Raw genomic sequence first — 15,398 nt, forward strand, 5'->3', positions numbered from 1 at the left:
AAGTTGTTGCTTGGGTTGCCCGAGTTTACCAGTGGCGTCACGTGCGGGCGTGAAGTTCGCCGTTTGGCCAGTTGCGGGTGATGACGAGCAGCGGCTTGTCGGCCAGCGGCGGCGGTTCGATATTGTGGTTTACTTCGTCGAGAATCGAATTGCGTCTCACGTCCTCAAGACGTTGACGGGTACCCCAATGCGAAGCACTGAAATGCCGGCGCCCCACCACGCGGCCATCGTCGTACTCAACGGCCCGAGCAGCGCGGGCAAAAGCACGCTGTCCAGGTATCTGTGCGAAAACCTGGGCGAGCATCATTTGCACGTCGAGCTGGATGTATTTCGAAACATGGAGCCGCCTAACTATTGGGCGGTCGAGAAACCGTTGGCGCAGATTCGTGTGGCCGCTCTGTGTCGAGCGATCAACGCCACCGCGGCGACATTTTCCAGGCATGGCCAGGCGGTGATAGTCGATCATGTCTTGTCGCCGGACGCGTGGCGCTACATGCTTGAAGATCTGGTTGACCTGCCGGTATTTATCGTCGGTGTTTTTTGTTCGCTCGACGTTCTGATCGATCGCGAGCGTATTCGTGGTGACCGCAAGATCGGACTTGCCGGGTCTCAGCACGACAAGATTCACGCCGGCCGCCACTACGATTACGTTGTGGATACGTCGTCGACAAACGAGATCGAGTGCGGTCAGTCCGTTCTGAAATGGCTGCAAAGCGAGCCGGTCCCTGCCGCCTTCTCGAAAATGCGCCGGGAGTTTTTCGGCGACGCGGATGACGCAGGTGTTTGCTGGTAACGGCCGCGCCCAATAGGGCGAGCGGGGGCGCAGGTTTCAGGGCGATACCTTGCCGGGCAAGGTGCCGGTACGGCTGCATCATCCGGCTCCGCCCCGCCGAGGCCGGCCTCACTCGGCGCACGGGCCTTTGCGTGCCGAGTGAGCCAGGGCAGATCAGAACGCGCCAGCCGATGTCAGGCTGAGGGCCACCGCCTGCGCAACTTCGATGCCGTCGATCGCCGCCGAATAAATGCCGCCTGCATACCCGGCGCCTTCGCCGGCCGGATACAGGCCTTCGACGTTCATGCTCTGGTAATCGTCCTTGCGTCGAATCCGGATCGGTGACGACGTGCGCGTCTCCACACCGGTGAGCACTGCATCGTGCATCGCGAAGCCGGCGATCTTCTTGTCGATCTGGGGCAGGGCTTCACGGATCGCCTCGATCACGTAGTCCGGCAGCGCGGTGCTGAGATCGGTCGGGTTCACGCCCGGCTTGTACGACGGCTCCACGGAGCCCAGCGACGTCGACGGTCGGCCTGCGATGAAATCGCCGACCAGTTGACCCGGCGCGCGGTAATCGCCGCCGCCGAGTTCGAACGCGCGCTCTTCCCATTTGCGCTGGAACGCGATGCCCGCCAGCGGGCCGCCGGGATAATCGTCCGGCGTGATGCCGACGACGATACCCGCGTTCGCGTTGCGTTCGGCCCGCGAATACTGGCTCATGCCGTTGGTGACCACGCGGCCCGGCTCGGAGGTCGCCGCGACCACGGTGCCGCCAGGGCACATGCAGAAGCTGTAGACGGCGCGGCCGTTGCTGCAGTGGTGGACCACCTTGTAGTCGGCGGCGCCGAGCTGCTTGTGGCCCGCGAACTTGCCGAAGCGGCTGCGATCGATCAGCCCTTGCGGATGCTCGATGCGAAAACCCAGCGAGAACGGCTTGGCTTCGATATAGACGCCGCGATCGTGCAGCATCTGGAAGGTGTCGCGCGCGCTGTGGCCCACGGCCAGCACCACGTGGTCGCACCGCAGCGTTTCTCCGTTCGAGAGCTTCAGCGAGCGCACCTTGCCCTGATCGATCTCGATGTCGTCGACCCGCGTTTCGAAACGCACTTCACCACCCAGTTCGTGGATGGACGCGCGCATTTTTTCCACCATGCTGACGAGGCGGAACGTGCCGATATGCGGCCGGCTCAGATACAGGATGTCTTCCGGTGCGCCTGCCTTGACGAATTCGTCCAGCACCTTGCGGCCATAGTGGTTGGGATCCTTGATCTGGCTGTACAGCTTGCCGTCGGAAAACGTCCCGGCCCCGCCTTCGCCGAACTGCACGTTGGATTCGGGGTTGAGCACGCTCTTGCGCCACAGGCCGAAGGTGTCCTTGGTGCGCTCGCGCACGGCCTTGCCGCGTTCGAGGATGATGGGACGGAAACCCATCTGCGCGAGGATCAGCCCAGCGAACAGGCCGCACGGCCCCATGCCGATCACGACCGGGCGCAGGAAATTGCCGTGCTCGGGCGCCTTCGTGACGAAGTGGTACGCCATGTCGGGCGTCACGCCGCAATGCGGCTTGCCGGCGAGGCGCTTGATCGCGGCCGCTTCATCCGCGACTTCGACGTCGACGATATACGTGAGCTTGATGTCGGCGCGCTTGCGCGCATCGTGCGCACGACGGAACACGGTGTAACGGAGGAGCTCGTCCGCGGCCACGCCAAGCTCCGCGAGGCGCGCGCGAATCGCGGCCTCGAGCGCGCTTTCGGGGTGGTCGAGGGGGAGTTTAATTTCGCTTAGCCGTAACATGGGGACTCGGATGCGATTGCCACGGCGTCGTGGCGGTGTTGATACGGTCGGGGGCCGGCAGGCCGGCGGGGTTGTCCGCCGCGCGGGCGTGCCGCACGCAAACCATTTATTGTCGTTGCGGGAACGGCGGTGTGGGCGGCAGTACGCTACCGGCCCCGACAAACTCAAGCAACTTCAGGATAGGCGCACGAAGCGACCCTTGTGCGGGAAGATTTTCCCGCCTCCCGGCAACCGGGAGGCGAACGGTGCGCCGTCGTGACGAAGCCCGCGAGCGGTGTGCGCGAAAGCCGCGCCGCGCGGGCGCGGCCGGGGCTTACTCCGCCGCCGGATGCACGTGGGTGTAGCGGTTCAGGATCGGGATCATCTGCGCGTAGATCTTCGGGTTCGCCGCGACAATTTCATGGCGATGCAGGAAATCGGCGTCGCCCGTGTAGTTGCCGACGAGGCCGCCGGCCTCGGTGATCAGCAGGCTGCCCGCTGCCATGTCCCACACGTTGATGCCCTGCTCGAAGAACGCGTCGAGGCGGCCGGCCGCGACGTTCGCGAGATCGAGTGCTGCCGCGCCCGGACGACGCAGGCCGGTGCAGGCTTGCGTCATTTCGGTGAAGAGGCGCGCGTATGCATCGAGGCCGTCCTTTTCGCGGAACGGGAAGCCCGTGCCGACCAGTGCGTCCGACAGGCGGTCGCGGCGGCCGACGCGGATGCGGCGGTCGTTCAGGTACGCACCGCGGCCGCGCGTGGCCGTGAACAGGTCGTTCTTGTTCGGGTCGTAGACGACGGCCTGCGTGACGACGCCCTTGTGCTCGAGCGCAATCGACACGCAGTAGTACGGGAAGCCGTGGATGAAGTTGGTCGTGCCGTCGAGCGGATCGATGATCCACTTGAATTCGGATTCGTTCTCCGATTCGCCCGATTCCTCGGCGAGGATCGCGTGGTCGGGGTAGGCGGTCTTCAGCGTCTCGATGATCGCGTCTTCGGCGGCCTTGTCCACTTCGGTGACGAAGTCGTTCTGCTGCTTCTTGCGGATCTCGATCAGGTCGAGATCGAGGGACGCGCGGTTGATGATCTGTCCGGCGCGGCGCGCAGCCTTGACAGCGATGTTGAGCATGGGATGCATGAGCCTGGATCCTGTAGCCGGCGGCACGGGCCGCCACGAAGTGGAACAACCGCCCGGCACGGCGCAAGCGTGGCAGGCGAGGTGAGACGCGAATTGACAAAGAACGGGGTACGACCCGCGCCGCACGGAGTGCGACGCGTAAAGGCATGATTTTACCCGATTTTTGGCGGTTTCAGGCGACCGGAATACGGGGAAACCCCCACTATCCGTCCGGACGAGTGGGTTTGCCGCGGCGATGGCGATACCATACTGCCATTCTGATGAACCGAGTCGTATCGTAGTGGAAACCCCGCAGATCACCGCCGCGCCGTCCGAGCCGGGCGCGGCCTCGTCCCGGCCGCCGTCCGGCGGCTTCACGTCCACCCGTTTCGTGCTCGTCGAGCCGAGCCATCCCGGCAACGTCGGGGCGGCCGCCCGCGCGCTGAAGACGATGGGTTTCTCGCGTCTGGTGCTGGTCGCGCCGCGTGTGCCGCACGTCCAGAGCGATCCCGAGGCGATCGCGATGGCCAGCGGCGCGGACGACGTCCTCGCCTCCGCGCATGTCGTGCCGACGCTTGGCGACGCGCTGTCCGGCGTGCACTGGTCGATCGCACTGACCGCGCGTACGCGCGAATACGGGCCGCCGCGTCTCGCGCCGCGCGCGGCCGCCACGCAGGCGTGCGCGCAGGTCGGCACGGGCGACATCGCGCTCGTGTTCGGCAACGAGCGCACGGGCCTCGCGAACGAGCACGTCGAGCAGTGCAGCGCGCTCGCGCACATCCCGGCGAACCCGGCCTACAGTTCGCTGAATCTCGCACAGGCCGTGCAGGTGCTCGCGTACGAGCTGCGCGTCGCGTTTCTCGAGCAGGCGAGCGAGCCGTCGGCGCAAGCGCCGGCCGAAGCCGGCACGCTCGCGCAGAGCGACGAGATCGAGCGGATGTACGTGCACCTCGAAAACGCGCTGATCGCCCTCGATTTCCTCGATCCGCGCAACCCGAAGAAGCTGATGCCGCGGCTGCGGCGCCTGTTCGCGCGCACGGGCCTCGAGCGTGAGGAGGTCAATATCCTGCGCGGTATCGCGAAGCACATCCTGCTGAAATCGGGCAAACCGGGCGGCGACGCGTAAGCGGCCGGTGCGCAGTGCACGGGCCGCAGGACGGCTCGGCGCGCGGGGCCGTTTCCCTGTCGGGCAGGTGCTACGTCGGCCGCCGGAAGCGCCGGGCCGAATCGCCCGGCCTGTTCGGCCATCCCGCAAACTCAATGCCAGCAAGCGTTCCGGCCGAATACCCGCGCCGTCGGCGGGGTGAACACGCGGGCTCGTGCGGCCGTGCGCGACTCGCCCTACAATCGCCGAACGTCATAACCAAATTACCCGGCGCGATAACGGCCGGTCATTGCCGGCGATGCGCGTCGGCCTTTTCCCAGACCACATCATGTTCACGAGACTGCGCGAAGACGTTGCAACGATTCGCGAGCGGGATCCCGCCGCTCGCAGTGCATGGGAAGTGCTGACCTGTTATCCGGGGCTGCATGCGCTCGTACTGCATCGTTTCGCGCACGCATGCTGGCGCGCGAAGCGCTACTGGCTCGCGCGTTTCGCGTCACAGGCCGGCCGCTTCCTGACCGGCATTGAAATCCACCCGGGCGCGACGATCGGCCGGCGCGTGTTCATCGATCACGGCATGGGTGTCGTGATCGGCGAGACGGCGATCATCGGCGACGACTGCACGATCTATCAGGGCGTGACGCTGGGCGGCACGTCGCTCACGCGCGGCGCGAAGCGCCACCCGACGCTCGAGGCCGGCGTGATCGTCGGCGCGGGTGCGAAGGTGCTCGGCGGTTTCACGGTCGGTGCGGGCGCGAAGATCGGTTCGAACGCGGTCGTCGTGAAGCCGGTGCCGGCAGGTGGCACGGCGGTCGGCAATCCGGCGCGCATCGTGATGCCGGCGCAGCCGAAGCCGCAGCCCGAACGCGCGGCGTTCTCCGCGTACGGGATCACGCCGAATGCCGACGATCCGATGTCGCTCGCCATTCACGGGCTGATCGATCACGCTGCGAAGGAAAGCCGCCGCGTCGACGAGATCGTCGCGGCGCTCGAGCGGCTCGGCACGCATCTGGAAACGCTGCAGGGCGCCGACGCGGCGCGCCTCGATCTGCGCCGGCTGTCGGCGGTGCTGGAAGGCAAGACGGTCGAGCGCCAGGCGTAATGTGATCGATGCGGGTCGCTGCCGGTCGCGACAGGTCGGTTCGACGGCGGCGGCCGCGTCAGTCGAGCGGCATCGCGTGGATGCCTTCCGCGTCGACACGCAGGTAACCGCCGCGCGGCTTGCCGTGGTCGAGATCCCAGTCGGGCAACACCCAGCGAATGCCGCCGGGCTCGCTGTGGCGCGCGGGGCGGTGCGTGTGGCCGTGAATGATCACGCTCGCGCGGCTTTTCCGGAACAGGGCGGCCACCCCTTCGCGCGTGACATCGTAAATCGCCGAAGCAGGGCGCATCCGGCCCGCTTCGCTGTTCGAGCGCATGCGGTGCGCGAGCGCGCGGCGCCAGCGGAACGGCCATGCGAGAAACAGCCATTGCGCGACGCGGTTGCGTGCGAAGCGGCGGAACAGCTGGTAGCCGCGATCGGCCGTGCATTGCGCGTCGCCGTGCGCGAGTACGATGCGCTGGCCGAACGCCATGATCAGCGACGGGTCGGGCAGCAGCATCGCACCGGCTGCCTTCATGAAGCGCCGGCCGAGCAGGAAATCGCGGTTGCCGTGCATCACGTAGAGCGCAATTCCGCGTTCCGAGAACGTGTGCATCAGCGCGGCCATGCGGGCCGCGAACGGATCGTCGTCGAGGATGTCGTCGCCGATCCAGTATTCGAACAGATCACCGAGGATGAACACCGAGTCGGCGCTGTCGGCGGTGTATTTCACGAAATGCTCGAACGCGGCGACCGTCTTCGGAATCGCTTCGCTCAGGTGCAGATCGGAGAGAAACAGGAACGGGCGTGCGGCTTGCGCGTATTCGCGCTCGCCCGGCACGCCCGCGGAGACGCTTCGCGGCGGACTCTCCTGCAACATCGAAGTGCCTCCGTTACGTGCTGTGCGTCAGACCACGACGGCCTTTTCGATCACGACGTCGTCGGCCGGCACGTCCTGATGGAAACCGGCGTTGCCCGTCTTGACGCCCTTGATCTTGTCGACCACGTCCTGGCCTTCGACAACCTTGCCGAACACGGCGTAGCCCCAGCCTTGCGGCGTCGGCGACGAGTGGTTCAGGAAGTCGTTGTCGTTCACGTTGATGAAGAACTGGGCGGTCGCCGAGTGCGGATCGTTCGTGCGCGCCATCGCGATCGTGTAGTTGTCGTTCTTCAGGCCGTTGTTCGCTTCGTTGTCGATCGGCGCGTCGGTCGGCTTCTGCTTCAGGCCCGGCTCGAAGCCGCCGCCCTGGATCATGAAGCCGTTGATCACGCGATGGAACACGGTGCCGTCGTAGTGGCCCTTCTTCACGTAGTTCAGGAAGTTTTCGACCGTCTTCGGTGCCTTCGCGGCGTCGAGCTCGAGCTTGATCACGCCGTGGTTCGTATGCAGTTCAACCATGATGAATTCCTTCGGTGAGGCGGTTTAAATGGCACGCGGCCGGTCGTGCGACGCGGCCGCGTGAGGCGCCGGACGTGCCGGCAGGTTCTTACTTCGAGACGACGCTCGCCGATTCGATCACGATCGGTTGTGCGGGCACGTCCTGCATCGGGCCGCGCGAGGTCGTCGCGACGCCTTCGATCTTCTTCACGACGTCGAGACCCGACACGACCTTGCCGAACACCGCATAACCGTTGCCGTCCGGGTTCGGGTAGTCGAGGCCGCTGTTGTCGACCGTGTTGATGAAGAACTGCGCGGTGGCCGAGTTCGGATCGCTCGTGCGTGCCATCGCGATCGTGCCCGTCAGGTTCTTCAGACCATTGCGGCTTTCCAGCGGGATCGGCGCGCGGGTCGGCTTCTCCTCGAAGTTGGTCTTGTAGCCGCCGCCCTGGATCATGAAGCCCTTGATCACGCGATGGAAGATCGTGCCGTTGTACTGGCCGGCCTTCACGTAATCGAGGAAGTTGGCGACCGATTTCGGCGCCTTCTCCGGGTAGAGCTCGACGCGGATGTCGCCCTGCGAGGTCTTCAGCTGCACGACGGGGTGCGCGGTAGCCGATTGCGCGAACGCAGGTGCGGTCGCGGTCGCGAGAAGGGCGGCGCCGCCAAGCGCCAGCAACAGACGTTTCATTGCGATCCTCAGGTTGGGAGGGAAAGAAGGCCGCGCCGCTTATTGCGACGGCGCGACGTACGGCGCCGCCAGTGCGCCCGACGGACCGCTGAACTGGAACGTCGGCGACATCGGCAGCGTGGTGGTGCTCACGTTCGCGGCGGCGCGGTCGGAGTAGTCGCGCGTGGCCGGTGAGGCCGCGCGGGCGTTCGGCGCGGTCTTCGGCGGCGACACGATCTTCTGGAGATCGGCGAGGCGCTGCGCGGTCGCGCCGCTCGTGCGGCCGAGCGATTGCGCGCGCTTGTACGACTCGGCCGCGAGGCGCAGGTAAAGATCGCCGAGGTTCTCGTATGCGAGCGAGTAGCTCGGGTTCGCTTGCGTTGCCGTGACGAGCGCGGTGCGCGCTTCGTCGTATCGGCCATGCTTCGCGTAAAGCGCCGCAAGGTTGTTGTACGGCTCGGGCAGTTCGGGGTACGCCTGCGTAATTGCGACGAACTGCTGGATCGCGTCGTCGTCGCGGTTCAGGCGGGCCAGCACGGTGCCGCGCTTGAACTGCGCCTGCAGGTCGTGCGGGTTCGATGCGATGCGCGCGTCGAGCTGCGCGAGCGCCTGCTTCCACTGCTTGCCGGCGATCGACGCGTCGATTTCGGGGGTGCCGTCGGCGGTGGCCGGGGCCTTCTGCGCATGCGCTGCGGGGGCCGCGAACAGCGTCAGCGCGACGCCCATGACGGTGGTCGCAACGAGGGTCGCAGCGCTCGGCGCGCGGCCGCGATGAGGTTTCATAGGCGTAAATCGGAATGTTATACTCCGAGCCATTCTAACAAAACGTCTGCGCGTTCCGGCGAGCCGCAGGCAGTCTTTCTTAGCCTCTCGTGGCCGTCACCGCTGTGCTTGCAGCCTGACCGCCCCATGTGATATCGAGGACGCTCGGCCTGGTGCCGCAGCAGATGGTCCGTCCGTTTCGCATGCTGGGCGAGCTTCGCCAGGGCGGTTTCCTTCGGCTCACGGTTCATCTCTATGGAATCACTGCGCATCTACAACACGCTCGCGCGTGACAAGCAAGTTTTCGTGCCGCGCCAGCCCGGCGAAGTGCGGATGTACGTATGCGGAATCACCGTATACGACTATTGTCACGTGGGCCACGCGCGCATGCTGGTCGTGTTCGACCTCGTCCAGCGCTGGTTGCGTGCGATCGGTTACCGGGTCACGTATGTGCGCAACATCACCGACATCGACGACAAGATCATCCGCCGCGCGGTCGAGAACGGCGAGACGATCAAGTCGCTGACCGACCGGTTCATCGGCGCGATGCACGACGACGAAAGCGCGCTCGGCATCCAGCGGCCCGACATCGAGCCGCGTGCGACGGCGTTCATTCCGCAGATGCTCGGCATGATCGAGACGCTCGAGACGAACGGTTACGCGTATCAGGCGACCGACGGCGACGTCAATTACTCGGTGCGCAAGTTCGCGAACTACGGAAAGCTGTCGGGCAAGTCGCTCGACGATCTCCGCGCGGGCGAGCGCGTCGCCGCGAACGACGCGAAGGAAGATCCGCTCGACTTCGTGCTGTGGAAGCGGGCGAAGCCGGAAGATCCGGAAGGCGCGTCGTGGGCGTCGAAGTACGGGATGGGCCGCCCGGGCTGGCACATCGAGTGCTCGGCGATGGGCTGCACGCTGCTCGGCGAACATTTCGACATCCATGGCGGCGGGCAGGATCTGCAATTCCCGCACCACGAGAACGAGATCGCGCAGAGCGAAGGCGCGACCGGCCAGACGTTCGTCAATTACTGGATGCACAACGGCTTCGTGCAGGTCGACAACGAGAAGATGTCGAAATCGCTCGGCAACTTCTTCACGATCCGCGAAGTGCTCGAGCGCTACGACGCGGAAGTCATGCGTTTCTTCATCGTGCGCACGCACTACCGTTCGCCTCTCAATTACAGCGACGTGCATCTCGACGATGCGCGCGCGTCGCTCACGCGCCTCTACACCGCGCTGAAGGACGTCGACGCCGACACGCTCGCGCTCGACTGGAACGAGCCGCACGCGCAGCGTTTTGCGGCCGCGATGAACGACGACTTCAACACGCCGGTCGCGGTGGCGACGTTGTTCGAGCTGGCGGGCGAGGTGAATCGCACACGCGACGCATCGCTCGCGCGGCAACTGAAACAGCTGGCGGGGCTGCTCGGCCTGCTGGGCCGCGAACCGCGCGCGTTCCTGCAGCAGGCGTCGGGTGCCGCGCAGGCGGGCGGGCTCGCCGCCGACGAGATCGAAGCGAAGATCGCCGCGCGCGTCGCGGCGAAACAAGCGAAGGACTATGCCGAAGCGGACCGGATCCGGGCGGAACTGCTCGAGACCGGTATCGCACTTGAAGACAAACCGGGCGGATCGACCGAATGGCGTCGCGTATGAGCGCGGTGCGTTCCACTGACCGATCCGTCAGGTAGGAGGCAAGATGGCAACGGCCAGAAAAGCGCCGGTCAGGCGCGCGACCCCGGTCGCCGCGCGTCCGGCAGCCAAGCGCGTGCCGCCGGTGAAGACGGACGCAACGCGCGCCGTGCCGAACGGCGCGCTCAACGGTCATGCGCAGCCCGCGGCCGCGCAGCCGGCCGCCGACGCGGCCCGCAAGGCCCGTGCGTCCGAAGCGGACGGCGAGGAGGTCGTCGTGCGTCCTGCATACTGGGACAAGGCATGCGCCGACCTCGTCAAGCGCGACCGGATCCTGAAGAAACTGATTCCGAAGTTCGGTCCCGCGCATCTCGTGAAGCGCGGCGACCCGTTCGTCACGCTTGCGCGCTCGGTCGTCGGCCAGCAGATTTCGGTGCCGTCGGCGCAGTCGCTGTGGGCGCGCATCGGGGATGCCTGTCCGAAACTCGCGCCGCAACCGGTGATCCGGCTCGGCGCGGACAAGCTGATCGCGTGCGGGTTGTCGAAACGCAAGACCGAATACATCCTCGATCTCGCGCAGCATTTCGTGTCGGGCGCGCTGCACGTCGACAAATGGACGTCGATGGACGACGAGGACGTGATCGCGGAACTCACGCAGATCCGCGGCATCAGCCGCTGGACGGCCGAGATGTTCCTGATCTTCAACCTGTCGCGGCCGGACGTTCTGCCGCTCGACGACCCGGGCCTGATCCGCGCGATCAGCGTCAATTACTTCAGCGGGGAACCCGTCACGCGCAGCGAGGCGCGTGAAGTCGCGGCCAACTGGGAACCGTGGCGCACCGTTGCGACCTGGTACATGTGGCGCAGCCTCGATGCGCCCGACGCCGACGCCTGAGCGACGGCTATCGGGTTTTAAACATCAATAGTTGAGAGCCGGTTTTGAGCGTCGCCCGCGCGGGTAGAATACGCGCTGCCGCAAGACCCAAGGATTCGAACACATGAAGACCACGTTTCTGGATTTCGAACAGCCGATCGCCGAACTCGAGGCCAAGATCGAAGAGCTGCGATTCGTGCAGGACGACTCGGCTGTCGACATTTCGGAAGAAATCGAGCGGCTGTCGAAGAAAAGCCAGCAACTGACGAAAGACCTCTACGCGAACCTGTCGCCGTGGCAGGTTTCGCAGATCGCGCGGCATCCGCAGCGCCCGTACACGCTCGATTACGTTGCGGAACTGTTTACCGATTTTCACGAGCTGCACGGCGACCGCGCATTCGCGGACGACCTGTCGATCGTCGGCGGTCTCGCGCGCTTCGGCGGCCATCCGTGCATGGTGATCGGTCACCAGAAGGGCCGTGACACGAAGGAACGCGCCGCGCGCAACTTCGGGATGCCGCGTCCGGAAGGCTATCGCAAGGCCGAGCGCCTGATGCGTCTCGCCGAGAAGTTCGGGCTGCCGATCTTCACGTTCGTCGACACGCCGGGCGCGTACCCGGGCATCGGCGCGGAAGAGCGCGGCCAGTCGGAGGCGATCGGCCGCAACCTGTACGTGATGGCCGAGCTGAAGACGCCGATCATCACGACGGTGATCGGCGAGGGCGGTTCGGGCGGCGCGCTCGCGATCGCGGTGGCCGATACCGTGATGATGCTGCAGTTCTCGACCTACTCGGTGATCTCGCCGGAAGGCTGCGCGTCGATCCTGTGGAAGAGCGCAGCGAAGGCGCCGGAAGCCGCGGAAGCGCTCGGCCTGACCGCGCACCGCCTGAAGGCGCTCGGCCTGATCGACAAGATCATCAACGAGCCGCTCGGCGGCGCGCATCGCGATCCGAAGGGCATGGCTGCGCTGCTGCGCCGCGCGCTCGCCGATTCGCTGCGCCAGTTCCAGGGCATGAGCATCGATGCGCTGCGCGAGCGCCGCTTCGAGCGCCTGATGGCCTACGGCAAGTTCAAGGAAACCACGCCGGGCGCATGACCGGCCGCGTGTTCAATACGCGCGCCGCTGCGCGCGCATTCCTCTCGTGATCCCACCGACCGAATTCTCCGCCGACCGCGTCGTCCTCGACGCGGTCGGCGTTGCGCTTTCCGGCATGCCGCCCGATGCGCGCATCGCGATCGCGTACAGCGGCGGCCTTGACTCGACGGTGTTGCTCGATGCGGCCGTGCGCGTCGCGGGCGCGTCGCGCTGCGTCGCGCTGCACGTGCACCACGGGCTGAGTGCGAACGCCGATGCGTGGGTTGCGCATGCCGAGGCGAGCGCGGCCGGGCTCGGCGTCGCATTCGAATCGATGTGCGTCGACGTCCCGCGCGACAGCGGCCTCGGTGTCGAGGCGACGGCGCGCGAGCGGCGCTATGCGGCGCTCGACGAGATGTGCGAGCGCCATGGCGCGGCCGCACTGTGGCTTGCGCAGCATGCGGACGACCAGGCCGAGACCGTGTTGCTGCAGTTGTTGCGCGGCGCGGGGATCGCGGGGCTTGCCGCGATGGCGCCGCGTTACCGCCCCGACGGCGTGAGCGTCGAGCGCGTGCGCCCGCTGCTGCGACTGCTGCGCGCGCAACTCGAGCGTTATGCGGCGCAGCGCGCGCTCGAATGGATCGACGACGAATCGAACAACGACACGCGTTACGCGCGCAATGCGCTGCGCATCGACGTGCTGCCGGCGCTGGCCGTGCATTTCCCGGGCTTTCGCGACGCGCTGGGCCGCGCGGCCCAGCACGCGGCCGCCGCCCAGCGGCTGCTCGACGATCTGGCTGAACTCGATTTCGCCGTTGCCGCGCGCGATGACGGGCAGGCGCTGTCACGCGATGCACTGGTTGCGTTCGACGATACGCGTGGCGCGAACCTGCTGCGCTTCTGGATGCGCCGGCTCGGTTTGCCGGGCGCGTCGGCCGCCCGGCTCGCCAACATGATGCGGCAGTTGCGTGCCGCACACGATGCCCATGCATTGCGCGTCGATCACGCGGGGCAATGCCTGCGGCTTTATCGCGATGTCGTCTACTGGGAAGCGGGCGACAGCAGCGAGCCGGCCGACGACGGCACCGGCACCCCCCATCCGGACGCGTCGCTCGCGTGGGACGGGCAGGAGGTCTGGCACCTGCCGGGATGGCGCGGCACGTTCGTGTTCGCGCCGGTCGACGCGCCAAGCGCCGATGCGGTGCCGGAGGCGCTGCTGCGCGGCGCGCGGCTCGTGGCGCGCGCCCGCGCGGGCGGCGAGCGGATGCGCACGTCGCCGGGCGGGCCGGGCCGCACGTTGAAGAACCTGTTCCAGGAGCGCGGCGTGCCGGCCTGGCAGCGCGACGTGCCGCTCTTGTTCGCGGGCGAGCGGCTGATCTACGTGCCGCGGCTCGGCATCAATCGCGATGTCGGCGCGTTCGGCAGCGAGGCGGCCGGCGACGGCACCTGGCGCCGGATCGAATGGCGTCCCGACCTTCTGATCGCGTAACGGCGGGCAGGCTTCCGGCGGCGCGATGGCGCGCGCATTTTCACCATTTGGTAAACAGCGCCGGAACGGCTCCGGACGCGGCGAGCGGCTTGTCAAGCGGGCCTCTATCGGGTACGCTCGGTCGTTTGCTCGGCTCGATTTTTGAGCGATTTGTGCAGGTTTTCCGCGTGACGTACCCGGTTTGCGCGGCCTGATCGGCCTTCCGGGCAAAATCCGTCACGCTTGCGTGTTGCGTCCCAGCCGTCCCCCTCGTCGTCCGTCCACAGCCACAAGCCGCGTGACCGAACGGCTACGCGGCCTGCCCAGCGCGCCCGTGCGGTTTCTCCTCCAGTTCAGAACGACAATGGCACTCATCGTACACAAATACGGCGGCACTTCGATGGGCTCGGTCGAGCGCATCAAGAACGTCGCGAAACGCGTCGCAAAATGGCATCAGGCCGGGCACCAGATGGTGGTCGTGCCTTCGGCGATGTCCGGCGAAACCAACCGTCTGCTCGGTCTTGCGAAAGAGATTTCGAGCCAGCCGAGCCCGCGCGAGCTCGACATGATCGCGTCGACCGGCGAGCAGGTCAGCGTCGGCCTGCTGTCGATCGCGCTGCAGGAAATCGGCGTCGAGGCCGTGAGCTACGCGGGCTGGCAAGTGCCGATCAAGACGGACAGCGCGTTCACGAAAGCGCGCATTCACTCGATCGATGACGAGCGCGTGAAGGCCGATCTGAATGCAGGCAAGGTCGTGATCATCACGGGCTTCCAGGGCGTCGATCCGGACGGCCACATCACGACGCTGGGCCGTGGCGGCTCGGATACGTCGGCGGTGGCGGTCGCGGCTGCGCTGGGTGCCGAAGAGTGCCTGATTTACACGGACGTCGACGGCGTCTACACGACCGACCCGCGCGTCGTCGAAGAGGCGCGACGCCTCGATCGCGTGACGTTCGAGGAAATGCTGGAAATGGCCAGCCTCGGCTCGAAGGTCCTGCAGATCCGCTCGGTCGAATTCGCCGGCAAATACCAGGTGAAGACGCGCGTGCTGTCGAGCCTGACCGATCCGCTGATTGCGCTCGACGAAGAAATGCGCTCGGGCACCCTGATTACTTTTGAAGAAGACGAGACCATGGAAAAGGCAGTCATTTCCGGCATCGCGTTCCAGCGCGACGAAGCACGCATTGCTGTGATGGGCGTGCCCGACAAGCCGGGCATCGCGTATCAGATCCTCGGCCCGGTCGCGGATGCGAACGTCGACGTCGACATGATCATTCAGAACCAGAGCGTCCAGGGCAAGACCGACTTTACGTTCACGGTCGGCCGCGGCGACTACCAGAAGGCGATGGACATCCTCACCAACCAGGTGAAGGGCCACGTGAACGCCGAGCAGGTGCAGGGCGATCCGAAGGTGTCGAAGGTGTCGGTGGTCGGTGTCGGCATGCGTTCGCACGTGGGTGTTGCGAGCAAGATGTTCCGCACGCTGTCGGAAGAGGGCATCAACATCCAGATGATCTCGACGTCCGAAATCAAGATTTCGGTGCTGATCGACGAGAAATACATGGAGCTGGCCGTCCGCGCGTTGCACAAGGCATTCGAACTCGACCAGGCATCGTGAATTTTTCGTGATGCATTGAAGAAAATGCATCACGGAAATTGACGTGCGGTTCGAAACCCTATATTATTTCGTT

14 protein-coding genes are annotated in these 15,398 nt (G+C 66.0%); 8 read left to right on the plus strand and 6 right to left on the minus strand.

The window, feature by feature from the left end:
• Positions 1-49: 49 nt before the first annotated feature.
• Positions 50-793: an AAA family ATPase gene (locus E9536_RS09130; protein WP_136469760.1), complete on the plus strand. Its 744-nt coding sequence runs from the start codon at positions 50-52 to the stop codon at positions 791-793.
• Between the two features lie 153 nt (positions 794-946).
• Here E9536_RS09130 and E9536_RS09135 read toward each other — a convergent pair whose 3' ends face one another.
• Together E9536_RS09135 and E9536_RS09140 are read right to left on the minus strand one after the other, a co-directional pair.
• Positions 947-2,569 (minus strand): NAD(P)/FAD-dependent oxidoreductase, encoded by a 1,623-nt coding sequence (locus E9536_RS09135; RefSeq protein ID WP_060373106.1) that lies wholly within the window; start codon positions 2,567-2,569, stop codon positions 947-949.
• A gap of 313 nt (positions 2,570-2,882) precedes the next feature.
• Positions 2,883-3,686, minus strand: a complete 804-nt coding sequence (locus E9536_RS09140; protein WP_136469761.1) for an inositol monophosphatase family protein — start codon at positions 3,684-3,686, stop codon at positions 2,883-2,885.
• Between the two features lie 280 nt (positions 3,687-3,966).
• Between E9536_RS09140 and E9536_RS09145 the strand changes: the two genes are divergently transcribed.
• Both E9536_RS09145 and cysE read left to right on the plus strand, forming a co-directional pair.
• Positions 3,967-4,791 (plus strand): RNA methyltransferase, encoded by an 825-nt coding sequence (locus tag E9536_RS09145; protein WP_021162663.1) that lies wholly within the window; start codon positions 3,967-3,969, stop codon positions 4,789-4,791.
• A 307-nt stretch (positions 4,792-5,098) separates the two neighbouring features.
• Complete coding sequence (gene cysE / locus E9536_RS09150) at positions 5,099-5,872, plus strand: serine O-acetyltransferase (RefSeq protein WP_021162662.1); 774 nt, start codon at positions 5,099-5,101, stop codon at positions 5,870-5,872.
• A gap of 58 nt (positions 5,873-5,930) precedes the next feature.
• On the opposite strand, the gene E9536_RS09155 is transcribed toward cysE, so the two are convergent.
• From E9536_RS09155 to E9536_RS09170, 4 genes are all read right to left on the minus strand, one after another.
• The gene (locus tag E9536_RS09155; protein WP_027787045.1) at positions 5,931-6,731 is read right to left on the minus strand and encodes a UDP-2,3-diacylglucosamine diphosphatase; all 801 of its coding nucleotides are present in this window, start codon (positions 6,729-6,731) and stop codon (positions 5,931-5,933) included.
• 27 nt (positions 6,732-6,758) lie between these two features.
• The gene (locus E9536_RS09160; RefSeq protein WP_006751616.1) at positions 6,759-7,250 is read right to left on the minus strand and encodes a peptidylprolyl isomerase; all 492 of its coding nucleotides are present in this window, start codon (positions 7,248-7,250) and stop codon (positions 6,759-6,761) included.
• Between the two features lie 88 nt (positions 7,251-7,338).
• Positions 7,339-7,920 (minus strand): peptidylprolyl isomerase, encoded by a 582-nt coding sequence (locus tag E9536_RS09165; protein WP_021162660.1) that lies wholly within the window; start codon positions 7,918-7,920, stop codon positions 7,339-7,341.
• Between the two features lie 39 nt (positions 7,921-7,959).
• Positions 7,960-8,682 (minus strand): tetratricopeptide repeat protein, encoded by a 723-nt coding sequence (locus E9536_RS09170; protein WP_027787046.1) that lies wholly within the window; start codon positions 8,680-8,682, stop codon positions 7,960-7,962.
• 234 nt (positions 8,683-8,916) lie between these two features.
• On the opposite strand from E9536_RS09170, the gene cysS reads away from it, so the two are divergent.
• From cysS to E9536_RS09200, 5 genes are all read left to right on the plus strand, one after another.
• Positions 8,917-10,314: a cysteine--tRNA ligase gene (gene cysS / locus E9536_RS09180; protein ID WP_021162658.1), complete on the plus strand. Its 1,398-nt coding sequence runs from the start codon at positions 8,917-8,919 to the stop codon at positions 10,312-10,314.
• Positions 10,315-10,357: 43 nt separating this feature from the next.
• On the plus strand, positions 10,358-11,185 hold the full coding sequence (locus tag E9536_RS09185) for a DNA-3-methyladenine glycosylase (RefSeq protein ID WP_059493276.1): 828 nt from the start codon (positions 10,358-10,360) through the stop codon (positions 11,183-11,185).
• 103 nt (positions 11,186-11,288) lie between these two features.
• Positions 11,289-12,260: an acetyl-CoA carboxylase carboxyltransferase subunit alpha gene (locus E9536_RS09190; RefSeq protein ID WP_006478433.1), complete on the plus strand. Its 972-nt coding sequence runs from the start codon at positions 11,289-11,291 to the stop codon at positions 12,258-12,260.
• Between the two features lie 46 nt (positions 12,261-12,306).
• On the plus strand, positions 12,307-13,728 hold the full coding sequence (gene tilS, locus E9536_RS09195; RefSeq protein ID WP_059699083.1) for a tRNA lysidine(34) synthetase TilS: 1,422 nt from the start codon (positions 12,307-12,309) through the stop codon (positions 13,726-13,728).
• A gap of 343 nt (positions 13,729-14,071) precedes the next feature.
• The gene (locus E9536_RS09200; RefSeq protein ID WP_027787050.1) at positions 14,072-15,325 is read left to right on the plus strand and encodes an aspartate kinase; all 1,254 of its coding nucleotides are present in this window, start codon (positions 14,072-14,074) and stop codon (positions 15,323-15,325) included.
• Positions 15,326-15,398 lie beyond the last annotated feature (73 nt).

Source organism: Burkholderia sp. LS-044 (assembly GCF_004803625.1).
Classification (GTDB): domain Bacteria; phylum Pseudomonadota; class Gammaproteobacteria; order Burkholderiales; family Burkholderiaceae; genus Burkholderia; species Burkholderia cepacia.